This is a genomic window from Candidatus Clostridium radicumherbarum (assembly GCF_045310525.1).
Lineage (GTDB): Bacteria > Bacillota > Clostridia > Clostridiales > Clostridiaceae > Clostridium_AT > Clostridium_AT radicumherbarum.
In genome coordinates this window covers 19,161-40,991 of the sequence record NZ_JBJHZY010000001.1, presented here as the reverse complement: position 1 = coordinate 40,991, position 21,831 = coordinate 19,161, and the positions used below count along the sequence as shown (strand labels likewise).

The following is a 21,831-nucleotide window of genomic DNA, read 5'->3' as shown; positions in this document are numbered from 1 at the left end:
AATAGGTTCCATTTAGGCAGCCCGGCTGTCATAGGATTTCTCCTTTAGACCCGCAGCTTTGCGTCTTTATCTTTCGATAAATTTGCCATTTTCTATGTTAATTTGTTAAATTATTGAATAAATTGTCAACTTTTAGAGCATTAACTATATGTTAACATAAATTAGTAAAAATATAAATACTTTTTATTTAATTCCATTTCTTATAATAAAAGGACTTGTGAAACTACACTAAAAAATAGTTCACAAGTCCTTATAAATATTACTTAAATATACAATTATTAATCTATATATGCCTAATCTTAACCTTTTGTACTAATTTATTTACTTCCTCTAATGAACAAGCCTCTGTCCCTTCCGTTTCAACAGATGCCGCTCCGCAGGCATTGGCAAAGGCAAGTGTTTCTTCATCACTTAAGCTGTTTATTAAGCTGTAAACAAGGGCAGCTACCATGGAATCTCCTGCTCCAACAGTGCTTTTTACATTTACCTTTAAGCCTTCACAGGAATTTATACCAGCTTTAGTAACATAAATGGCTCCTTTTTCCCCTAAGGATACCAACACCTTTTTCACCCCGGTTTCAATAAGCTGCTTTGCTGCATTAATTACTGTTTCCTCATCTTCCTTTTGAAAGTCCATTAACTTTTGAAGTTCATGGATATTTGGTTTTATTAAATCAGGTTTCTCCTTTAATCCATGCTTTAAAAGCTCTCCATCTGCATCAAGTACTGTAACAGCGCCCTTCTTTTTTGCAAGCTTTATTAGTTTTCCATAAATGTCTATAGGAATGGAAGCGCTTACTCCCCCAGAAAGCACCACAATGTCACCTTTACTACAAAGTGCTTCAAATTTTTCTAAAAAACAGTTTAATTCTTCATTAGTTATTTCTGGGCCTGCCTCATTTATATCAGTATAAACCTTGTTTATTGAATCCACTACCTTTGTGTTTGTCCTTGTACTTCCTTCTATATGAACAAAGCTTGTGTCAATTTTTCGTTTCTTAAGTTCATCCTGAAAATAATTCTCCCAAACCCCGCCTAAAAAGCCTGTGCAGACCGAATCAATATTAAAATTTTTCAATACCTTAGAAACATTAATACCTTTGCCCCCAATATCATATCTGATGCTTCCTGCTCTATTTACTATGCCTAAATTAAAATTGTCAATGGTTAAAGTCTTATCTAATGCAGGATTAAGAGTAACTGTAATTACCATAATTCTTCATTCCCTTTCTTAATAATTTCAACTCCTATGTCTTTATATTCCTTAACAACATTTTCATTTAAATCAGAATTTGTAATTATTAAATCGACGGCCGTAACTGGACCTATTACTGCAAAGCTTACTTGATTAAACTTGGAGCTGTCAGCGGCTAATATAACCTTGCCGGCTGCCTTCATCATTTCCCTTTTCATATGAGCTTCCAGAAGATTAGGAGTAGTAATACCTTCTTTAATAGATATGCCATTTGCCCCAATAAAGGCCTTATCCACTTTAAAATTCTTTAATACCCCTTCTGAAATTGGTCCAACTAAAGCTCTTGTAGTTATTCTAAAGGCTCCCCCAGTTACAATAATCTCTATATCGTTTCTATTAGAAAGCTCTGAGGCAATATCTATGGAATTTGTTATTACAGTAATATTCTTAGCTTTAATACACTTTGCCAGCTGCAGTGTTGTAGTTCCTGAATCCAGTATTATTGTATCTCCATCCTCAATCATGGCTGCAGCTATTTTACCAATATATAATTTTTCAATATACCTTTTATCTTCTTTTTCTTTAAAGCTAGGCTCAAAAATAGCTTTTTCCTTACTTACTGCTCCACCATGAGTTCTCGCCAAGAATCCTTTCGCTTCCATTTCCTGCAGATCTCTTCTAATTGTTGATTCAGATACCTTAAAAACATTTGATAATTCATTTACCTTAATACTGCTTTTTTCTTTTAACAGCTCTGATATTTTAATTTGTCTTTCTTCAGAAAACATGCACAACAGCTCTTTTCATTAATTATTTATGCTCATGTGTGATTATTTATGATTATTTGTTAAAATTATAATGTATAAATTCATGTATGTCAAGGTATTAGTCTGCAAAGTAAAATTACCCTTTAAAAGGCTACAGTGCAATATTCAAAATAAAGAAGCTGCGCGGAATTCTGCTATGCTGACTATAAAAAAAACAAATATAAGCATTTATTTATGCTTATATTTGCTTAATTCTACTTAAGGAGCTGCTGAAATTCTTTACTATTTCTAACATTATTAAAGTCAGGTTCCTCTTTTGCAAGTTCCTTTACGCTGCTGTCAATGTTTATTGCTGTTTGTAAGTTTTTAATGGTGTTTGGAACATCACCTTTTCTTCCATATATACTAGCTTTACCATAATAACTCCAAATATAATTGTTTTCTACTGATAAAGCCTTATCATACCAAACAAGGGCATCATCATAATGAGCATAAAGCTCTAGTGCCAGTGCCTTATTAAAGAGTCCGTAGCCATAATCACTTTTTATTTCTAAAGCTTTATCAATATTTTTCATGCCTTCTATGTATTTGTTTGAATAGCATAGGGCAATTCCCTTAATACTATAGGCCTTGTAAAAATTATTGTCTGCATTTATAATTTCGTCAGCTAATGTTATAGCAGTACTGTACTTTTTACTGTGGAAGTCTGTAAAAGCTGTTTGGTATTTTTCTTCCAGCTGTTTTTCTAGTTCAGCCTTTTTAGCTTCTTCTTCTTTTTTATTCGCCGCTTCTTCACTTAGCTGCTTTTCCTTATCCAAGGCCTCCTTATTACTATTAGCAGCTGTTATTTCTCCACTGACGCTGCTATTTTTTATTTTAAGCTGAGCAATTTTCCAATTGCTCACACCATTATAAACTATTATTCCAATGCCAATTGCTGCTGCAATAGCAAATATAATTATTTTTCTCCCCATAGAAAACTTCCTGAACATATAAATCCTCCAAATGTTAATTAGATATTAAATTAATTATACTACATAATTTACTAAATACAGCGATTTATTTTATAGAGAGAAAAAACACTTAATATTTTTATGCAATCGCTTGCACACGGAATTATTAAAGTGTATAATCTTATTAAATAAATATAAAATTAGGATTAAAGGAAAAGGAGGAAATTATGGATATTAAAAAACTTCCAAGGGTTGCATATTTCTGCATGGAATATGGACTTCATTCTGACTTTAAAATGTACGCAGGTGGACTTGGAATACTTGCAGGGGATCATTTAAAAGGTGCTAAGGATTTAGAGCTTCCTCTAGTAGCAATAGGTTTAAAGTGGAAGCAAGGCTACGGCGATCAAGTAATTGGAGCAGATGGCAGGCCTTATGATGCTTATAAAAACTATAAATATGACTTCTTAGAGGACACCGGTGTTAAGGTTACTGTTAAAATAAGAAATGTGGATGTAGTATGTAAGGTATGGAAAACTGAAGAGTTTGGAAATAATCCATTATATCTTTTAGATACTGATATTCCTGAAAACAGTGAGCAGTGGATAACTGGACAGCTTTACGGCTGGTTTGGAGAAGAAAGGATAGCTCAGGAAATTGTGCTTGGTATAGGTGGAGTTAAAGCTCTAAGAGCACTTGAGATACCTGTTGATGTTTATCATTTTAATGAGGGACATGCTGATTTAGCTGCAATAGAGCTAATAAGAGAAAAAATGTGCTCTGGTTTAAGCTTTGAAGAAGCTTGGAAGGCTACTAGAGATGAGGTTGTATTTACAACACATACTCCAATAATTCAAGGAAACGAATCTCACCCAATTGACAAGCTTGAATACATGGGAGCCTTTAATGGTCTTACTAAAGATCAAATGATTAGACTTGGCGGTAGTCCCTTTAACATGACAGTAGCAGGTCTAAGACTTTCAAGAAAGGCTAATGCAGTTGCACAGCTTCATGCAGAAACAGCTAATAAAATGTGGAAGGATGTTGCTGGCCGTTCTGAAATAATAGGAATAACAAATGCTATCCACACTCCTACCTGGGTAGATGAAAGAATAACAAAGGCTTATCAATCAGATGTAGATCTTTGGTCTGCACATATGGAAGTTAAGAGAGAACTAATAGCCTTTATTAAAGATAGATCAGGAATAGAGCTTGATGCAGATAAATTACTAATAGGCTTTTCAAGAAGAGCAGCTCCTTATAAGAGAAGCGATTTAATCTTTAGTAATAGAGAAATTATTGAACCTTATCTTAAAGAAGGTAAAATCCAAATAGTTTTCTCCGGTAAAGCTCATCCACTAGATGATACAGGTAAGGAAATAGTTGCTAACTTAGTTGCCATGATGAAAAAATATCCAAAGGCAGTAGTATTCCTCGAAAACTATGATATGAACATCGGCAGAATGCTTACTAGAGGCTCTGATATTTGGCTTAATAATCCAATTAGACCTTTGGAGGCTTCAGGTACCTCAGGAATGAAAGCTGCTATGAATGGCGTGCTTAATTGTTCCATACTTGATGGCTGGTGGCCAGAGGCATGCATTGATGGCGTTAATGGCTGGCAATTTGGAGATGGCGTTTCTGAAGGAGAAGTTCCAGATATTAATGAGCACGACAAAGAAGCCCTATATGATGTTTTATTAAATAAGGTAGTGCCTACCTATTACAATAATAATGCAAAGTGGGTAGAAATGATGAAGGAAAGCATAAGAACTACAAAGGATGCCTTTTCTACTAAGAGAATGCTTGAAGAATATTATAATAAGCTATATATTAAATAAAACTTTTGATTCCCCTTATAATTATATACATTAACAAAAGCACCCTTACCTTTTGTATGGTAAGGGTGCTTTTTAAGTATTATTTTTTAATTTAGTGTGGTGAGTTGCTTATTTTTATTTTTTCAATAATCTCTCTACCTTTTCCACTACTTAAAAATTCAAGCGTTACCTCAGGAAGTATATTTTTAAGCTCAGTGAAATTATCTTCTTTAATAAGCTGTCTTACTCTGGAAGCGCTTATAGCACTTCCACCTAAGCTTTTACGTGGAGTAAGTCTTACCTCAACCTCATAATTTTTTAAAGTATTTATTAATGCTTCATTATAGCTGTTTGTGACCTTATCATAGGGCTCTGTTCCAACATATCTTCTTTCTATATTAAGCCTTCTGCAAAAATACTTTCCAAAGATCCCAGCGTCCAGTTCTGTATATGCTGTAAGTCTATCATTTTCTTCTCTGAGAAAATAGGAGGGAAAAGTAGCTGAAGAAATAATATATTCTCCTCCAGGTATTACAGTAACATTTTTTAAATGCTCTGTACCTTTCTTAACTAATTCATATCTAATATTAAATGGAAATAGAGATCTATCCTCTTCTACCATAAAAACTATAACACTTTCATTTTCTGAAGCCGCTTTTTCAATTAGATATTTATGTCCTAAGGTAAAAGGATTGCAGTTCATTACAATTGCAGCTTTTTTACTATTATCTATATTATAGTTTTTAATTAATTTGTCTAAATAGCTGTTTATATTATAAATTCCATTTTCTAAAAGAGCTACCTTCTTCACCTCATGAAGCAGCTTATAATTTAATGAAGAGAAGATTCCTATATTTTCAGGCTTTGTAAATATAAAGCTGTGATAAACACCTTCTTCAAAGAGTTTATCTATTAAATTGGAAATTAGAGTAGAAGTTATCCCCTCTCCTCTAAGCTCCTTATCTACTGCAAAACATTTAAGTACATTACGAGACTTGGAGCAGGTGGCTTTAATAATTTCTTCTTGCCTTATAACTATGGTATAATCTACATCCTTATCTAAAATGAGATCGAACCTTTCAAGAAACTTCTCTACTTCTTTTAGCTCCTTCTCATCCTTTAAATTTACTTCTTGTACTTCCATGTTATACATAGCTTTCCCTCCATCAGAAACACTGGTTAGTTAACCTAGGTCCACTGCAGCGGCCTAGGTTAATCTAAAAGGATTTTTTTATTCAATAACCTTTTTAACTACATCTATAACAGTGCCGTCTCTATATTCAACTACTGCCACAATATCCTCAGAAAACTGGATGTCCTTTGGTTTACCTGTCATTTTTTCTGCTAAATTTTTAAGTTCTTCTATAGTCATAACAGGAAGATTAGTTTTCTTTAACTTATCTATTAAATCCTGCCTTCTAGGATTAACTGCTATACCTCTTTCAGTAACTATTACATCTATGCTTTCACCTGGAGTAGTTATAGTTGTAACCTTGTCTTTAATTATAGGAAGCCTTGCTTTAACTAAGTTAGTAACTATTATTGCAAGCTTAGACCCTGCAGCAGTATCACTATGTCCGCCAGAACCTCCCATAATAACTCCGTTTGAACCTGTAGTAACATTTACATTAAAGTCTGTATCTATTTCAGTAGCACCTAGTATCATAATATCTAAATTATTAACAACTGCTCCCTTATTATGAGGATTTGCATACATAGAAGCAGACATTGGCTGATGTTTTGGATTATCTCTATAGGATTCTACTGCCTTTAAATCAAAACACTGCACGTCTAGTATGCTATTAAATAAGCCTTCCTCAAGCATTTCAACAATATATCCAGTTGAGCCTCCAGCTGCAAAGCTTCCTACTACCTTATCTTTTTTCATTATATTTTTAAGCTCTGCTGCCACTGCAAGTGATGTTCCACCTGCACCTGTCTGGAAGGATAAGCCGTCTTTTATAAGTCCAGAAGCCTTAATAACCTCAGCGGCCATTTTAGCTATTTTAAGGCCAACAGGGTCCTTTGTAATTCTTGTAGTTCCTGATACAATACCTTCAGGATTTCCTATAGAATCAACCGAAACTACATAGTCAACATAAATTTGGCTTATTTCTATAGGACAGGCTGGATAAGGTACTAAATTATCAGTTACTGCAACTACCTTGTCTGCAAATTCCGCATCTGATACTGCATAGCCTAGGGCACCACAGGCTGATTTACCTTGAACTCCATTAATGTTTCCATAGGTATCAGCAGTAGGAGCAGCAATAAATGCTGCGTCTATATGCAGGTCTCCGCTTTCTATTGCCCTTGGCCTTCCTCCATGAGTATGCATAACAGCACATTTCTTAAGATAGCCTTTAGAAACCGCATCTGCCACAGGTCCTGACATATAATTTGCATATATCCCTGTTATAGTACCATTTTTAATTAATTCTACCATTGGAGCATGTATAGGGAATATTGAGCTTGCTGCAACTGTAATATCTTTAATACCTTTTTTAGCTATGGCTTCTAGTACCATGTTTAATACATAATCACCATTTCTTAAATGATGATGAAAGGATATTGTCATTCCATCCTTTAAATTAAGCCTGTCTATTACCTCATCTATACTCTCTAATAATTTTTTATCATTAGGAATAGCTGAATTTGCTTTTACTGCTTTTCTTTCCTTAGTTCCCATATTTGAAAAGGCTCCCTGAAAGAGCTTAACCTTGCCATAGCCTTCAATAAATTCAGGAATTTCTCTGCCTAATATATTTTTCATATCTTCACCCGCCTTTAAATCAATGCAAGTCTTTTTGCTAATTCTACTGTTGTTACTGCTCTATTAATAACTGGTGCATCCACCATCTTCCCATCAACCGAGAAAACTCCTTTGCCTTCCTTCTTTGCCTCTTCCATTGCATCTAAAATCCTTAAGGCATGTTTTATTTCCATTTCAGTAGGTGCAAACACTGCATGAATTGTATCAATCTGCCTTGGATTTATTGAAGCTTTCCCGGTCATTCCAAGACTCTTTGCCTTTGCAGTATCTTTTTCTAAACCCTCATAGTCATTTGTATCGGTAAAAGGAGTATCTATAGCATCCACCTTTAAAGCCTTGCAAGCAGTAGCCACCTTGTTTCTAGCGTAAAAAATTTCTTCTCCCTCTTTAGTTCTTTTTATTCCTAAATCAGCAGTTAAATCTTCTCCACCCAATAAAATTGCTGTTACTCTTTTTGAAGCCTTTATAATGTTATATACATTTTCAAGTCCAAAGGCAGTTTCAACTAATGGAATTAACTTAATGCTTCCTTCTTCAAAGCCTTCTTCCATTTCAATTTTATTAAGCATTTCATGGACTAGTTTTATTTCTTCCTCATCAGCCTTAGGAACCATAATAGTTTCAGGTTTTACTCTAGCTATGGTGTCTATATCCACTGCTCCAAATTCATTATCTAAGGGATTTACTCTTACTACTACCTCAACCTTAGAATAATCCACATTTTTTATTGCCTCTCTTACTAAGATTCTTGCACTATCCTTTTCAGGAATACTAACAGCATCTTCTAAATCTAGTATAATTGAATCAGCACCTAATATTGCTGCATTTTGAAGCATTCCAGGATTATTACCAGGCATAAAAAGCATTGTTCTTCTTAACTTTTTCATTTTATTACACCGCCCTTTTAATTGCAGTTTCTACCCTTGCTGCAATTGTATAATCCAAAGCTCCTTTATCCTGAGCCTTTATAGAAATGTCCTTAACCTTCATCTCATTTACTTTATCTATAATGACCTTTTTAATTTGTTCGCCAAATTGCTTAATTACTATACTTTCAAGCTCAAGTTCAATTCCGCCCTTATCATTTGGCATAACCATTATTAATATGTCATTTGATTCTAGTGTACCTGCCTTAGCTACTCTAGTTATATTCATACCTTCACCGCCTTTGTAAATAAAAAATTCTTCATTCTTTAAAAATGTTATTTATTTACTGAATCTAAATAATTCTTCTGTCCAATTTCATAAAGATTGTTTCCTACACAGTCTATAACTACAACTACAGGGAAATCCACAACTTCAAGTTTTCTTATTGCCTCTGCTCCTAAGTCTTCGTAAGCTATTACCTCAGCCTTTTTAACTGATTTACCTATAAGTGCAGCTGCTCCACCAATGGCACCAAAATAGACTCCAGTATGTTTTTTTATAGCTTCAATAACTTCAGGTCCTCTTAAACCCTTGCCTATCATTCCTCTTAAGCCAAGCTCTATAAGCTTAGGTGAATATGAATCCATTCTATAGCTTGTTGTAGGTCCTGCAGAACCTATTGCCTGCCCTGGTTTTGCAGGAGTTGGCCCCACATAATAAATAATAGAATCTTCTACATTCATTGGAAGTTTTTCTCCCTTATCTATAAGCTCAACTAGTCTTTTATGAGCTGCATCTCTGGCAGTATAGATAGTACCAGTAATAAGTACAGTATCTCCAGCCCTTAATTCTTTTACCTTTTCCTTAGTAAGTGGAGTTGTAATTCTCTTTTCCATAGCTTTTACCCCCGTTATTAAAGTTCTATTTCAGCATGTCTTGTAGCATGGCAGCTAATATTAACTGCAACAGGAAGACCTGCTATATGAGTAGGATAGGTTTCTATATTTACGCATAATGCCGTTGTTCTTCCACCAAAGCCTTGAGGCCCTATTCCTAAAGCATTGACCTTTTGAAGAAGTTCTTCTTCAAGGGCAGCATAAAATGGATCACTATTTCTCTGTGTTACAGGTCTAAGTAATGATCTTTTAGCTATAGCAGCGGCCTTTTCAAAGGTACCTCCAATGCCTACACCTACAATAATTGGCGGGCAAGGATTTGGGCCTGCTTCCTTAACTGTCTGAAGTACAAATGCTTTAACTCCTTCAATTCCATCAGCTGGCTTTAACATCTTAAGCTTGCTCATATTTTCTGAGCCAAAGCCCTTTGGAGAAACTGTGATATGAAGCTTATCTCCTGGCACAATATTATAATGAATGACTGCAGGAGTGTTATCTCCAGTATTAACTCTATTTAATGGGTCTTTAACTACGGACTTTCTTAAAAAGCCCTCATCATAACCTTCTCTTACACCTTCATTTATTGCATCTTCAAGGTTGCCGCCAACTATATGAACTTCTTGACCTAAGTCAATAAAAACACAGGTCATTCCTGTATCTTGACACATTGGCATATTCTCTCTTTTTGCTATACCTGCATTTGTTAAAATTTTTCCTAAAATATCTTTTGCTATATTCCAATCTTCCTGTTTATGGGCCTCTTCTAATTTTTCTTTTATATCATCTGATAAATAATAATTAGCATCTATACAAAGCTTTCTAATGGCCTTAATTATTTCTGAAACATGTATTTCTCTCATAATTAATCTCCTCTCTAAAATATTAACATAAAATTTTGAAACAAAATAAACAAAAGACACTGAAGACACAGAAAAGTCATTATCTTAATATCTGTTTCAGTGTTTTCAGTGATTCTTCCGTTTTACCTGATAAATATTTTATTATAAGAAAATCCCCTAAGGGATCTTCTATATTATTAATTCAGTTATTTGTTTTTTCTTCTATTAACAAGAGCTACAACTCTATTCATCTCATTATTTACAATCATGTACCCCTCATCAACGCCCATTCCTGGTTTTGCTAGACATTGATCAGCACCACAGCCAATAGCTATATTAGTTGTAACTTCTGCAGATCTGTTAGTTTCGTTGCAAGTTCCTCCGCAGTAAGCACCTACTCCATGATTTTTGCAGTATAAAATTGATTCTATGATATTATTTACTCCGCCTAAATCTGGAGTTTTTATTTGAAGCATGTGTCCTGCCTTATTGTCAGCAAAGAATACAACATCTTCATAGGTATTGCACCATTCATCTGCAACTAATTCTACCTTTATTCCTCTATTATCTAGCTCTGCTGTTAAATCTCTTAAAGCTTCCATTTGTCTTTCTCTGTGCTCAACATCCATTGGTCCTTCAATTCTTAAATGGAATGGCTTTGCAGCTTCTTCTAATGTCTTTAAATAATCTGCCATAGCTTTAATATCGTTATTAAAGGCAACACCTATTGTTCCATAAACATCAATATGGAATACAGGAAGATAGCTTTCACTAGTTCTTAGTTTTAATACTCTATCTCTTAGCCAGCTTACATAAGCAAGAAGTTTTTCTCCCTTTAAGCCTAATTTATCTTCAACATGGTTGATTAAGGCATGAGGCATAACGTCTGCATTTTTAATTATCATTTTGTCTGCGTTATCATATCTATCATCACCAGATTGAGTAAATATTGGAATTCTCTTTATATCTACTCCAGTGTTATATTCATCTCTAACAACTTCTGCCATTGTAACTTTCTTTGCTTTAGAAGTTGCATCAAGAATTGCTTGAGTTATACCATATCTTATAGCAGTATGAAGTCTTTTTCCGTTAATAGTCATATGGTCAAATTCTTCAGCTAGTTCCTTGAAGCTATTTAGTTCTCTTCCAATTAACTTAGGTGCTATTTCCTTTTCTATAACTGGTATAAAATCTCCTGCTAAAAATAATGGATCTCTTCCGCCTGCTCCTGAATATTGTACTGCAGCACAGTCTCCATAAGCTACCTGACCATCTTCTAAAATAAGCATAACAGAAATTGATTCTCCAGCCACTCTAACAGCCTTAAAGCCTTCTGTTACAGGTTCACCAACATAGGTAAAGCCATCATGCTTAGCTCCCTTTTTTATTGCTCTTTGGTCATCAAAATAAAATCCAGTTCTTCCACCAGAACAAACAACATCAACAATTTTCATGTAAAAAACCTTCTTTCGTTTAATATATAGTGCTTGAAAATTCCACTAGGAATTTTCAAGCCTGATTTTTCATCTTTAACAATAAACTTTTATCTTTAATTATTTCTCAGGTCTTCCAATAAGTACTCCCTTACCAACAGCAAAGATATCATCTATGCTCATTTGGAAGCTTATTCCTCTTCCTTCAAACTTAGCTCTTTCTTCTAGTTTCTTCTTATTGTAAGCTTTTAATTCCTCTGATAATGGAATATTACCAAATTGAAGATATCTAACTGCACCATTGTTGTCTCTTGCAGGCATCATCTTTCCTGCATTATACTTACTTGGTGCAAATGGAATATCAATAACTCCATTAGCAAAGGCCTTAACAGTTCCTATAGCTAAATCTCCATTACCTACTTCATATACCTTGTCAAGCATGCATTTAGTTTCTGCTTTAATAATAGCTATTTCAGTTTCTAATTCCTTTGAAAGTGGTAATCTTTGACCAGTAAGAAGGTTTAAAGCCATTTTTGTAGCTCTAATTCCCTGTCCATTAGCTTCCTTAGTTGGAATTCCTATTGCTTCATGAGGAGTCTTTACTATAACCTTTGTTGCTCCTGCAAGTGCTGCTGTTGCTGCTCCTAAGGAAATTAATCCAAAGGCCTTAGCTTCATCTACCGGGAAGCCTCCCATCCATTGATGGAATACTGTAGTAACAAATACATCATTGTAGCCGCATTTCTTTAGATACTCATTTGTTTGTTCTTCAAGAGCTCTCATTGCAGCTACGTCTTGAATCAAGTTTCCACACATACCATAACCAACAGTTACATTCTTTACTCCCTGCTCTGCAGCAAGTAGTGCTTCTATTATTGCTACTGCATTTGAAGTACTTGGTGGTACTAAGGTTCCTGTTAAAGGTCCAAAGGGTTCTCTGTTTATAGAAATTCCCTGCTCTTCATAAAAACCAACTAATCTATCGCAATACTGCCAATCTAATAAAGTCTTTTCAATACTTACATTTTTAGCATAAGGTATATTATAGGATATACCGCCACCTTCATTTGAAGTCCAGCCAGCTGCATGAATTATTTCAGATAAAAGTCTTGCATCAGGAGTACCATGTCTCGCCTGAAGTGGTAGGTTTACTGCCTCATATATTCTTTTGCAGCCTTCAACTCCATGATTAACTCCAGGAAAACCATTTAAAAGAGAACGTCCAGCTGCTAAACTTTCTTTTATTCCAATTTCACACTCATCATATCTATTTTGTCTTGTATAGCTGTCTATTGTAGAAGGTAATAAATCAGCCTCTCCAACATCCTGAAGGTATGTTAAAAGCTCAATATGCTCATCAATTAATGCAACTCCAGCTCTTGGCTGCGCTAAGGTTATTCCTGCTTCTTTAGCTTTTCTTAATTTAGCAGAAAAGTTTTTGTGTTCTGGAACTGACTTTAAAAAATCTACTGCCTTATTTAAATCTACATCCTTACCTGTTTTCCATTGATTTAAGACTTCTTCTCTTGTAGTAAAAAATTGTTCTTCTGTCCATTTCTTATTTTTTAATTCCATGTTTTTTTCCCCCTACATTAGGATAATTTGACTAAATATTTTTTCATGATTCTAACTGCCATATCTGGATAATCCTCTGCTAAAAGTCCCATAGCAGACAGTATATAAGTTTTATCTATTAAATAACCTGGATTTTGTGGTTTCAAGTAAGTAGGACTATTTATATTAAAGGTTCCTGCCTTTAATATTTCACCTGGATTATTGCTGTGAACAAGTACTCCTCCAGTTCCAATGAAATACTTAGTTTGCATTAAATCCTTGCCAACCTGTGAATAAATAACACCCATAGGGGTATAAACACTTTCAATAACTCCTACATGTCTTTCCATAGCTAAATCAGTTGCTACCTTTGCCATAGCTTCATCAAATTTAATTTCTTCTTCCGTGCTGGGAACCATTTTTATATTCTCTGATCTAAATTTACAGTTTTCTTCTACATTAATGCTTTTATCTTGAAGATATTGCTGAAGTTTTCTCGTTCCCGAGGCTTCCCATAAGGACAGAGCTGAATATCTCATGCCTAAGTCCCCTTCAACTGTTCTTTTAGCAAAGGGTTCCTCTAAACCTCTTAAGGTAACTCCCGGCTTAGTAGGTTCTCCATCTGCAATAGAATGAATATCTGTAGTGGCTCCACCTATATCTACAACTACTAAGTCACCAATACCTTCTTCCTTATCGCTGCCTTCACTAAGCACCCTAGCAGCTTTCAATACAGCTGCTGGAGTAGGCATTAAAATGCCGCTTATAAAGCTCTCAGCTTTTTTCATGCCTTTTGCTTCTATAATCTTTTCCATAAAAATTTTACGTATTTCTTCTCTTGCAGGTTCTACATTTAATTCATTTAGCCTTGGCATAACATTTTCAGTAGTTCTGTAAAAAACTGAATTGCTATTGAAAATTTCTTCTATTTCGTCAGTGGCAACTTTGTTGCCTGCTGCAACTATAGGAAGCTTTATTCCTGCCTCTGCAATGGCTTTAGCATTGTGAATTATACATTCCTTATTGCCTCCATCTGTGCCCCCTGCTAATAGAAGAATATCTAAATTCGAATTCTTTATTTCATTTATTTCCTTTGTAGTAAGCTCATAACTGTAAACTTTTAATACTCTGGCACCAGCTCCTAATGCAGCTCTTTTAGCTGCTTCTGCTGTAAGTTCTGGTACAAGCCCAACTGCTACCATCTTAAGTCCACCTGCTGCAGAAGAGCAAGCCAGCTTTTTAACAAAGTTAATTTCCTTACCTTTAAGTTCTTCCATTAACCTTTCATAGGCTTTATTAAAGCCAAGCATTATATCACTTTCAACAGTTGTAATATCCTTTGCTGTTGCTAAAATTTCTTCATTTTCAATATCAACTGCAGTAAGTTTTGTATAAGTACTCCCAAAATCAATAAGCAAATATGCCTTCAACTCTACCACTCCTAAATTAAGATTTAAACAAGTTTAATGCTTAAAATTCTTAATTATATATTGTATATAAGTTACTAAGCTTCATTATTAATTATTATTCTCCAAGGTCTTCTCTTAAATCTCTAATAGCAGTCTCAGTAGAAGTTCCTGGTGGGTATACTCGATCAAAGCCCATTGCCATAAATCTATTATAAACATCTTCCCAATTTTGTTTTCCTACAACTATATTTCCACCTACATATAGTTTTATGCCTTTAAGGCCTGCCTCATCGCATTTTTCTCTTAAGCCTCTGCAGTCAATTTCTCCATGTCCATAAAGGGAAGAAACAAGAATCAAGTCTGCGCTTGTTTCAACAGCTGCATTTATAAAATCTTCTTGTGGTGATAAAACTCCAATGTTAATAACATTGTAGCCTGCTTCTGTTAGTGCATGATCTAATATTTTGTTACCTACTGCGTGGCAATCTGAACCTATAACTCCAAGAACTATTGTTTTCATAATGACATCCTTCCTTATTTTTGATAATTTATTTCTAATATTTTTGATTTTAATGCCTTAACTGAACCATCATCTAAAGTGTATATAAATCTTATAATTTCTTTATTATCCTTATTAAACTTTTCAACATCCTTGTATCTTCCTGGAGATACGATTAGTACGTCAGAATTATTTATTATATTTATTAGTTCTTCCTCATTTTGAGTATTTGAATACACTATATTTATATTCCCAAGTCCTGATTCTTCAATAGCTCCGCGAATTTTAAACTTAAATTCCTCAGATATACATAGGAAACCAAATTTTATGCCATCTGGAAATCTTGCTATTTTAACTATTGTCCCTAAATCCGGCTTAATTGCTATTCCAAGCACTTCTCTATGAAAATTTCTTGTAAGCTCTTTTACTTCATTAACATGATTAAAGGTGGCAATTATTACTTGAGACTTTTCTACAGTTTCTTTTGTCTCAGGTTCCATTCTTGCTAAATCAGGTACAGTTAGTGGAATTATATTCATATTTGTATCTTTACTAAGCTGATGGCTAAACATCCTAGCTTGTTCAATATTGCATTCCACATAAACAGCTGTCATCTTGCTCATATGTTCCTTTTTTTCTTCTACTCTTTGTACTACCATTTCCAAGAACTCATCCACATCCATGCCAACCTCTAAAGCTTCTTCAAGTCCTAGGTCTACAAGTTTAATGATTTTATCTTTTAAGCCTTGAGCTTTCCATGGTCTGGCTTCTTCAGCCACAAAGGTTCCCTTGCCTTGATAAGACTTCAATACGCCTTCTTGTTCAAGCTCCTTATAAGCCATGCTAACCGTATTTCTGCTTACCTTTAAATTTTCAGAAAGCTCTCTTTCAGTTTGCATTTTATGACCAACTTTCAGAGAACCATCTCTTATTTGGTCCATTATTTGTTTTTTAACTTGTAAATATAGAGGAACTCCACTTTGCTTTTTAATTTCAATATTTATTTTAATCACCTCTAAATTCAATAATACTTCAATATTAGAGCGTTAATTTTAATGCTTAATGGACTAATGGACTAATCCATTAGTCAACTTTATTGTATCACATTGTTCCATTCACTTCAATATATTAAATATATTTTTGAAAGTTTTTATTGCAAATTTTATTAATAATGATAGATTTTCTTCATATGTTAAATTAAAAGAAAATTCTACAAATAAAATTTTCTTTTAATTCGTAGATTTGTATTATTCATCATAATCTGGCAAACTAAAATTAAAGCGACATATTTCCCAGGGAATATGTCGCTTTACATATTAATTTTCATCTAAATAGGTTTTTATGGATCTTGTTAAGGATTTTGCTATTAAAACTTGATATTCCTCATTCTTTAGCTTCAATTCTTCATTATAATTGGATAAAAAACCACATTCCACCAATACAGAAGGCATAGTATCATTATTTCTAAGTATTTTATAATTGTCCTTTGCAGGCTTTTCCACTCGTTTGTTACTTTTGTCTAAATCCATTATAAGATTACCTTGGATAAGATGTGCAAGTATACTGCTCTCTTTGAAATCTGAATACCACACTTGAGAGCCATAATATTGACCTTGTGGAAAATGATTTTGATGAATACTTATAAATAGATCAGGATTTACTTCCTTCTTGATTTTACATCTGTTAGCTAAGTCCTGGCTTTTTTTAGTACTGTATTTAGCGCTTCTTTGATCTATTAATGCCTCGTCTTTTTCTCTAGTCATGAAAACTTGAAAGCCCTCAGCTTTTAGCATATCTTTTAATTTAAGACTTATACTTAAATTAATATCCTTTTCCTTAATGCCAGTTTTCCCTTCTGCACCGCCGTCATAGCCCCCATGACCAGGATCTATTAGTATTACTTTTTTCTCAGCGGTCACTTCTTCATAATCCTCAGCAAACGCAGTATATGTTGGAATTAACAGAATGCACAACAACATTATGCCTATAACAATATTCTTTCTAAAGTTCATCATTCATCCTCCTATAGCAATATTACAAAAAGATCAAAAGATTTTTTGAGCTTAATAAGTATAATTCACTGAGCACACTGAGGAGCTATTATAGTTTATATTTAATAATAACCTCCCAAGCGTCTTCTGCGCTTTCTGTTATATTACGCATCTAATTAAAGTTTTTAATTCTTTAATGTCTCAATCCACTTATAGTTTGTGCATAATGTTATTTTTTAATTATTTTTTTCCACAATAAAAAAAGAGTTATATATCAAATTCTAACTCTAAACCAGTTATTCAAAAATTATACTTTTAAAATATATAACATAATTAACTTTTAATCATAAAATGATATTGACCAATATTTTCACTCCTAGCAAGAGTTTGTTAGTATTATTGAGTATCTATCTTACTCCCCCTAATGAGTAAACAAACTCTTGTTAATTTTTCATTTTTTATATTCAAAAGTAAATCACTATATAACCTAGTTTAATAATATTGTGTTTTAGACAATTATTTTATTTTACAGTTATAACATCTTAAATAATATATGATATAAAATAGCAAATCTAAAATTAAAAATTTTATATCTTAGGAGGAAGTGGAATGATGCCTTCTGAATTTGAATTGCTTGAATTACAAAAAACTTCGGGAGTTCTATATGCAATTGCGTCTTTTCTTATTATCTTTATCGCTAACTGGTCACAGACACTTTTACTCCAGCAGCAAACTGAAGGGAACAGTATTCCAAAAAACAACCACCCTACAAAAATAACGCCATCTCAATTAACACTAATTACTTTCTTTATTGTCATTATAGCCAGTTCATTATCTTTATTTACTGCAAGAGAAAGGTTAAGACAGCGGCAAATTAATCAAGCATCCGGGAGAGATACAACTTCATTATCACCTAACATATTAACCACATTAGGGATCACCTTAAGCTTTATAGGTATAATTACATCAGCTTTAGGTGCGAAGGAAAGAGTTGAAGAAGAAGCTCAAATAACTAGTTAAAATAAAGGTATTGTCAAATACAGTAGATAGTCATTAGCAATGACAGTATCTTTTATTCTTGAGAATGTTATCAAAATTAATATATTTTTTTTAATTCTTATATTGTGTATCAAAATGAAACAAATTTATTCTAATTTAATATAAGTCTCGAATTTTTCTGGACTTTTTTCGTTTAATATAAATACTCTTGCACCTTTTAAAAAATCCTCTTTATCATAGGCATTATAACCAGTACAGCGTCCATACCCTAAAGTAATACCATTAATACTTCCCATATAATCGTTTGTATGATCATGGCCTACAAACACTCCTTTGACATCTCCCATTTCAATGAGTGCATTAAATAATCCTTTATCAATTTCCTGTGAACTCTCTTGTTCATTTCTGCTTCCTATAGCTTTTCTATTTTCCCAAACCATATATTGTTGCTGTAAGGGAATATGAAAAAACATAAGAGAAGGAATTGTCTTACCAGTTTTTTTCTTCAGACTGGTTGATAATTTTTTGTACCACTTTATTTGTTCTCTTTTCATATAGGCAGAATCATTGAAACAGTAGCTACCAGAATCAAGCATATAAATATTAAATACAGGTTTTGTGTGTTTTGAGTCATTTATAATAAGATTATAATCTCCTGCTCTACCAATTACGCTTGAAAAATCTTTACTAAGATTATGTTGATAAGCCATATACATTTTCATCTGGCTCTTTCTATCTACTTGACAGAGATCACTGTCATGGTTACCTAAAACTACTGCCCAAGGAATTTTTCTAATTTCCATAGGCATTGCAATATTAGCGATTGCTTTTTTTACCTCTTCTTCAGAGCAGTTTTTGCCATCTATATTGTCTCCAGTTAACACAACAAGATCTGGTTTTTCTAAATTTAATATATCTTCCATAAGCTTTATTGTTTTTTCATTTTTTAACGAGAGCTCATGCAAATCTGTAAATTGCACAAGTTTAAATTTACCATTTGGATTAAATTTTAATTGAATCTTTTGAGTGCTTTCTATATAATTTCTTTGAAAAATTATAATAAAAAATATAATAAAAAATATATCAATTATTTTTATTACTTTTTTAAATGCACTATTTATCATCTTCTATTTCATTCCTTTAATATCATATTTTGAAATAACTATTCATTCATATCTTTCCCTCCTTATTAAAATTTAATTTTATCATAGTTCTTTAAAACCTTGAACCACTAAAGCAAAAAGCCCTGATTACTCAGGGCTTTATTTGAAATTAATAACTATCTAGGAAGTATTGATATTACAGCAAAAACAGCTGCTATTCTAATTATTTTTTGATTACAATATTACTATTTGCTTTTTCGTGAAGACATAGCCATAGCTATAGCTCTACCAATACCAAATAATCCCACAACTATTAATACTACTATACTGCTAGAATCCATTTTTCCACCTTCTCCTTTATTATTTATTCAAAAAAAGAAGGTTTTATAATACAGTTACTCCCATATAAAATCGGAGATTTAAATATATATATTTTGGTTCTTAAGTCTATAATTGGTTCTCTATATATAATGATAGATTTTATACTAAAATACGCTATTGCTAAAAAAACGGTTTTGTAAAAGAAATCAATATAACTATAATTAAATTGAACAAATTTCCTTTGATTTTGTATAATAACTGAATTTTGGTCAACCTTAACCGAAGTTATTATAGCCCCATTAGTTCCAACATTAGCTTTTGAAAAGTTTTGTGCAAAGCTAAAGGGAAGCATAGCCCGAAAAATAAATAAAACAACTAATATTTTTGTGCTAAGTTTCCAAAAAAAACTCATATACTTCTTCCTTTTGTTTCTATAATTTATATTTATTATTATACTAATTTCTTAAAGTAAGTAAAATAGGTTTTTATAAAAATTTTTGCTAATCCTCATCCGCTTTATATTTTCCGAAGAATCCATTTACAAGTCCTTAGCTCATGCTTCTTTATGATTCATATTGGACTCCGTTAATTGAACAAATTGAAAAGCTAACGATGCTATAGGATTCCGAAAATAAAAAATCCCCAAACCACAAGGGTTTGAGGACTTCTGTATAATAGACCTATTATCTCTTTGAGAATTGTGGAGCTCTTCTTGCCTTTTTAAGACCGTATTTCTTTCTTTCCTTCATTCTTGGATCTCTAGTTAAGAAACCTGCTTTTTTAAGCTCTGGTCTTAAATTTTCATCAGCTTTAAGTAAAGCTCTTGATATACCATGTCTGATTGCTCCAGCTTGACCTGTAAAGCCGCCGCCATGAACATTTACTATAACATCGAATTTTTCTTTAGTTCCAGTTAATACTAATGGTTGATTAACTATGAATCTTAAAGTATCTAATCCGAAATATGTTTCAATTTCTCTTTTGTTTATTGTAATTTTTCCTTCACCAGGTACAAGTCTAACTCTTGCAACTGATTTTTTTCTTCTTCCAGTTCCTATATATTGAACTTTAGCCATTTTATATTCCCTCCTGCTTCCAATTAATACTTTAACTCAAGTGCTTCTGGTTTTTGAGCTTCATGAGTGTGTTCTGCTCCTCTAAATACCTTTAGCTTCTTAAGCATATCTCTTCCTAAAGGTCCATCTGGTAGCATTCTTCTTACAGCTTCATGGAAAGCAAATTCAGGCTTCTTTGCTAAAACTTCTCTATAAGGAGTTTCTTTTAATCCACCTGGATATAATGAGTGATGTCTCATCATCTTTTGATCAAGCTTTTTGCCAGTTAAAAGCACCTTTTCAGCATTAATAATTATAACAAAATCTCCAGTATCAACATTTGGTGTAAAAGTAGGCTTATTTTTTCCTCTTAATATTGTAGCAACTTGGCTTGCAACTCTTCCTAGTGGCTTTCCAGCTGCATCGATAACATACCATTTTCTTTCAACTTCGTTCTTCTTAGCTAGATATGATTTCATTTTTTTCCCTCCCTGAACTTTACATAAAAAACTTTATCTATGTCAAGATCCGGGGCTAGTGGATCTTATACACAACATAATACAACATTATTCATTATAATACATTCTTCCAGGCGTGTCAACAATTTTCCTCTAGTAATAAACAACTTCTAAACATAGTCCTGATGCAGGAGCTGTCTTGCCTGCCTTAGTTCTATCCTTTGATTTTATTATATTTGAAATCTCATAAGGTTTAAGCTTATGAATTCCAACATCTATAAGTGTACCAGTCATTATTCTAACCATATTATATAAAAAACCGTCGCCTTCAATATAAAATGTAATTTTATCTTCATTTTTTTGCAAAAATGCACTTTTAATATTTCTCACAGTAGTTTTCACAGAACTTCCTGCTGCCTTAAAGGCAGAGAAATCATGCTCACCAATAAAATAGGAGGAAGCTGCCTCCATTGCCTGAAAATCCAGCTGTTTTTTATAATGATATACGTAATTTCTTTCCAGTGCAGTTGGCTCATGTCTATTTAAAATAGTATAACTGTACCTCTTACCAATTGATGAATACCTAGAGTGAAATTCCATGTCAACTTCTTCGGAACCAAGAATTACTATATCTCGCGGCAGCTTACTATTTATTGCATCTTTAAAGCTTTTAGTATTTATATTGCTTTCTGTCATAAAGTTTGCAACAAAGCCTCGTGCGTGTACACCAGCATCTGTTCTACTTGAGCCAATAACCTTAACCTTATTATTAATAATTAATTCAATAGCCTCTTCTATTTTCTGCTGAATTGTAATAACCTTTTTTTGTTTCTGCCAGCCTGCGTAATTTGTTCCATCATATTCAATAGTCAGTTTAATATTTCTCATAATTAATTACA

General features: G+C 33.2%; 22 protein-coding genes and 1 riboswitch. Of the genes, 2 read left to right on the top strand and 20 right to left on the bottom strand.

The annotated features are described in order from the left end of the window. Positions 1 to 12: 12 nt before the first annotated feature. Positions 13 to 97, bottom strand: a riboswitch (cyclic di-GMP riboswitch). Positions 98 to 283: 186 nt separating this feature from the next. The 3 genes from pfkB to ACJDUH_RS00295 form a co-directional block, all read right to left on the bottom strand. Further along, a complete protein-coding gene (gene pfkB, locus ACJDUH_RS00305; protein ID WP_406763150.1) occupies positions 284 to 1,213 on the bottom strand; it encodes a 1-phosphofructokinase in 930 nt (309 codons plus the stop codon). Then, positions 1,207 to 1,983 (bottom strand): DeoR/GlpR family DNA-binding transcription regulator, encoded by a 777-nt coding sequence (locus tag ACJDUH_RS00300; RefSeq protein WP_406763149.1) that lies wholly within the window; start codon positions 1,981 to 1,983, stop codon positions 1,207 to 1,209. Before ACJDUH_RS00300 ends, pfkB begins: the two co-directional genes overlap by 7 nt. Positions 1,984 to 2,216: 233 nt before the next feature. After that, positions 2,217 to 2,954 carry a tetratricopeptide repeat protein gene (locus ACJDUH_RS00295; RefSeq protein WP_406763148.1) on the bottom strand — a complete coding sequence of 246 codons (738 nt, stop codon included), beginning with the start codon at positions 2,952 to 2,954 and terminating at the stop codon, positions 2,217 to 2,219. A 188-nt stretch (positions 2,955 to 3,142) separates the two neighbouring features. On the opposite strand from ACJDUH_RS00295, the gene glgP reads away from it, so the two are divergent. Next, a complete protein-coding gene (glgP, locus tag ACJDUH_RS00290; protein ID WP_406763147.1) occupies positions 3,143 to 4,756 on the top strand; it encodes an alpha-glucan family phosphorylase in 1,614 nt (537 codons plus the stop codon). 91 nt (positions 4,757 to 4,847) lie between these two features. On the opposite strand, the gene citC is transcribed toward glgP, so the two are convergent. The 12 genes from citC to cwlD form a co-directional block, all read right to left on the bottom strand. Then, entirely contained in the window at positions 4,848 to 5,888 is a 1,041-nt protein-coding gene (gene citC / locus ACJDUH_RS00285) for a [citrate (pro-3S)-lyase] ligase (protein WP_406763146.1), read from the bottom strand. Between the two features lie 78 nt (positions 5,889 to 5,966). After that, the gene (gene citF, locus ACJDUH_RS00280; RefSeq protein WP_406763145.1) at positions 5,967 to 7,508 is read right to left on the bottom strand and encodes a citrate lyase subunit alpha; all 1,542 of its coding nucleotides are present in this window, start codon (positions 7,506 to 7,508) and stop codon (positions 5,967 to 5,969) included. Positions 7,509 to 7,522: 14 nt separating this feature from the next. Continuing rightward, positions 7,523 to 8,395: an HpcH/HpaI aldolase/citrate lyase family protein gene (locus ACJDUH_RS00275; protein WP_406763144.1), complete on the bottom strand. Its 873-nt coding sequence runs from the start codon at positions 8,393 to 8,395 to the stop codon at positions 7,523 to 7,525. A 4-nt stretch (positions 8,396 to 8,399) separates the two neighbouring features. Beyond that, complete coding sequence (gene citD / locus ACJDUH_RS00270; RefSeq protein WP_406763143.1) at positions 8,400 to 8,663, bottom strand: citrate lyase acyl carrier protein; 264 nt, start codon at positions 8,661 to 8,663, stop codon at positions 8,400 to 8,402. A gap of 47 nt (positions 8,664 to 8,710) precedes the next feature. Next, complete coding sequence (locus ACJDUH_RS00265; RefSeq protein ID WP_406763142.1) at positions 8,711 to 9,271, bottom strand: Fe-S-containing hydro-lyase; 561 nt, start codon at positions 9,269 to 9,271, stop codon at positions 8,711 to 8,713. A gap of 17 nt (positions 9,272 to 9,288) precedes the next feature. Then, positions 9,289 to 10,131, bottom strand: a complete 843-nt coding sequence (locus ACJDUH_RS00260) for a fumarate hydratase (RefSeq protein WP_406763141.1) — start codon at positions 10,129 to 10,131, stop codon at positions 9,289 to 9,291. Between the two features lie 185 nt (positions 10,132 to 10,316). Further along, positions 10,317 to 11,564, bottom strand: a complete 1,248-nt coding sequence (locus tag ACJDUH_RS00255) for a methylaspartate ammonia-lyase (RefSeq protein WP_406763140.1) — start codon at positions 11,562 to 11,564, stop codon at positions 10,317 to 10,319. A gap of 99 nt (positions 11,565 to 11,663) precedes the next feature. Beyond that, on the bottom strand, positions 11,664 to 13,118 hold the full coding sequence (locus ACJDUH_RS00250; RefSeq protein WP_406763139.1) for a methylaspartate mutase subunit E: 1,455 nt from the start codon (positions 13,116 to 13,118) through the stop codon (positions 11,664 to 11,666). Positions 13,119 to 13,135: 17 nt separating this feature from the next. After that, positions 13,136 to 14,527, bottom strand: a complete 1,392-nt coding sequence (gene glmL / locus ACJDUH_RS00245) for a methylaspartate mutase accessory protein GlmL (RefSeq protein WP_406763138.1) — start codon at positions 14,525 to 14,527, stop codon at positions 13,136 to 13,138. A 94-nt stretch (positions 14,528 to 14,621) separates the two neighbouring features. Continuing rightward, positions 14,622 to 15,026 (bottom strand): methylaspartate mutase subunit S, encoded by a 405-nt coding sequence (gene glmS / locus ACJDUH_RS00240; protein WP_406763137.1) that lies wholly within the window; start codon positions 15,024 to 15,026, stop codon positions 14,622 to 14,624. 14 nt (positions 15,027 to 15,040) lie between these two features. Then, entirely contained in the window at positions 15,041 to 16,018 is a 978-nt protein-coding gene (locus ACJDUH_RS00235; protein WP_406764984.1) for a GntR family transcriptional regulator, read from the bottom strand. A gap of 303 nt (positions 16,019 to 16,321) precedes the next feature. Next, a complete protein-coding gene (gene cwlD / locus ACJDUH_RS00230; RefSeq protein WP_406763136.1) occupies positions 16,322 to 17,020 on the bottom strand; it encodes an N-acetylmuramoyl-L-alanine amidase CwlD in 699 nt (232 codons plus the stop codon). A 585-nt stretch (positions 17,021 to 17,605) separates the two neighbouring features. Here cwlD and ACJDUH_RS00225 point away from each other — a divergent pair. After that, positions 17,606 to 18,016 (top strand): hypothetical protein, encoded by a 411-nt coding sequence (locus ACJDUH_RS00225; protein WP_406763135.1) that lies wholly within the window; start codon positions 17,606 to 17,608, stop codon positions 18,014 to 18,016. Between the two features lie 125 nt (positions 18,017 to 18,141). Here the strand turns inward: ACJDUH_RS00225 and ACJDUH_RS00220 are convergent, their stop codons facing one another. The 5 genes from ACJDUH_RS00220 to truA all read right to left on the bottom strand — a co-directional run bounded on the left by ACJDUH_RS00220 (position 18,142) and on the right by truA (position 21,820). Next, a complete protein-coding gene (locus ACJDUH_RS00220; RefSeq protein ID WP_406763134.1) occupies positions 18,142 to 19,119 on the bottom strand; it encodes a metallophosphoesterase family protein in 978 nt (325 codons plus the stop codon). Positions 19,120 to 19,462: 343 nt separating this feature from the next. Next, complete coding sequence (locus ACJDUH_RS00215) at positions 19,463 to 19,831, bottom strand: hypothetical protein (protein ID WP_406763133.1); 369 nt, start codon at positions 19,829 to 19,831, stop codon at positions 19,463 to 19,465. A 271-nt stretch (positions 19,832 to 20,102) separates the two neighbouring features. Continuing rightward, positions 20,103 to 20,495, bottom strand: a complete 393-nt coding sequence (rpsI, locus tag ACJDUH_RS00210) for a 30S ribosomal protein S9 (protein ID WP_406763132.1) — start codon at positions 20,493 to 20,495, stop codon at positions 20,103 to 20,105. A 23-nt stretch (positions 20,496 to 20,518) separates the two neighbouring features. Next, complete coding sequence (gene rplM, locus ACJDUH_RS00205) at positions 20,519 to 20,953, bottom strand: 50S ribosomal protein L13 (protein ID WP_406763131.1); 435 nt, start codon at positions 20,951 to 20,953, stop codon at positions 20,519 to 20,521. 132 nt (positions 20,954 to 21,085) lie between these two features. Next, positions 21,086 to 21,820 carry a tRNA pseudouridine(38-40) synthase TruA gene (gene truA / locus ACJDUH_RS00200; RefSeq protein ID WP_406763130.1) on the bottom strand — a complete coding sequence of 245 codons (735 nt, stop codon included), beginning with the start codon at positions 21,818 to 21,820 and terminating at the stop codon, positions 21,086 to 21,088. Positions 21,821 to 21,831 lie beyond the last annotated feature (11 nt).

Excerpts from the sequence above, each read along its gene's own strand:
- pfkB (WP_406763150.1), bottom strand. The coding sequence starts at position 1,213 with ATGGTAATTACAGTTACTCTTAATCCTGCATTAGATAAGACTTTAACC.
- ACJDUH_RS00300 (WP_406763149.1), bottom strand. The coding sequence starts at position 1,983 with ATGTTTTCTGAAGAAAGACAAATTAAAATATCAGAGCTGTTAAAAGAA.
- ACJDUH_RS00295 (WP_406763148.1), bottom strand. The coding sequence starts at position 2,954 with ATGTTCAGGAAGTTTTCTATGGGGAGAAAAATAATTATATTTGCTATT.
- glgP (WP_406763147.1), top strand. The coding sequence starts at position 3,143 with ATGGATATTAAAAAACTTCCAAGGGTTGCATATTTCTGCATGGAATAT.
- citC (WP_406763146.1), bottom strand. The coding sequence starts at position 5,888 with ATGTATAACATGGAAGTACAAGAAGTAAATTTAAAGGATGAGAAGGAG.
- citF (WP_406763145.1), bottom strand. The coding sequence starts at position 7,508 with ATGAAAAATATATTAGGCAGAGAAATTCCTGAATTTATTGAAGGCTAT.
- ACJDUH_RS00275 (WP_406763144.1), bottom strand. The coding sequence starts at position 8,395 with ATGAAAAAGTTAAGAAGAACAATGCTTTTTATGCCTGGTAATAATCCT.
- citD (WP_406763143.1), bottom strand. The coding sequence starts at position 8,663 with ATGAATATAACTAGAGTAGCTAAGGCAGGTACACTAGAATCAAATGAC.
- ACJDUH_RS00265 (WP_406763142.1), bottom strand. The coding sequence starts at position 9,271 with ATGGAAAAGAGAATTACAACTCCACTTACTAAGGAAAAGGTAAAAGAA.
- ACJDUH_RS00260 (WP_406763141.1), bottom strand. The coding sequence starts at position 10,131 with ATGAGAGAAATACATGTTTCAGAAATAATTAAGGCCATTAGAAAGCTT.
- ACJDUH_RS00255 (WP_406763140.1), bottom strand. The coding sequence starts at position 11,564 with ATGAAAATTGTTGATGTTGTTTGTTCTGGTGGAAGAACTGGATTTTAT.
- ACJDUH_RS00250 (WP_406763139.1), bottom strand. The coding sequence starts at position 13,118 with ATGGAATTAAAAAATAAGAAATGGACAGAAGAACAATTTTTTACTACA.
- glmS (WP_406763137.1), bottom strand. The coding sequence starts at position 15,026 with ATGAAAACAATAGTTCTTGGAGTTATAGGTTCAGATTGCCACGCAGTA.
- cwlD (WP_406763136.1), bottom strand. The coding sequence starts at position 17,020 with ATGATGAACTTTAGAAAGAATATTGTTATAGGCATAATGTTGTTGTGC.
- ACJDUH_RS00225 (WP_406763135.1), top strand. The coding sequence starts at position 17,606 with ATGATGCCTTCTGAATTTGAATTGCTTGAATTACAAAAAACTTCGGGA.
- ACJDUH_RS00220 (WP_406763134.1), bottom strand. The coding sequence starts at position 19,119 with ATGATAAATAGTGCATTTAAAAAAGTAATAAAAATAATTGATATATTT.
- ACJDUH_RS00215 (WP_406763133.1), bottom strand. The coding sequence starts at position 19,831 with ATGAGTTTTTTTTGGAAACTTAGCACAAAAATATTAGTTGTTTTATTT.
- rpsI (WP_406763132.1), bottom strand. The coding sequence starts at position 20,495 with ATGGCTAAAGTTCAATATATAGGAACTGGAAGAAGAAAAAAATCAGTT.
- rplM (WP_406763131.1), bottom strand. The coding sequence starts at position 20,953 with ATGAAATCATATCTAGCTAAGAAGAACGAAGTTGAAAGAAAATGGTAT.
- truA (WP_406763130.1), bottom strand. The coding sequence starts at position 21,820 with ATGAGAAATATTAAACTGACTATTGAATATGATGGAACAAATTACGCA.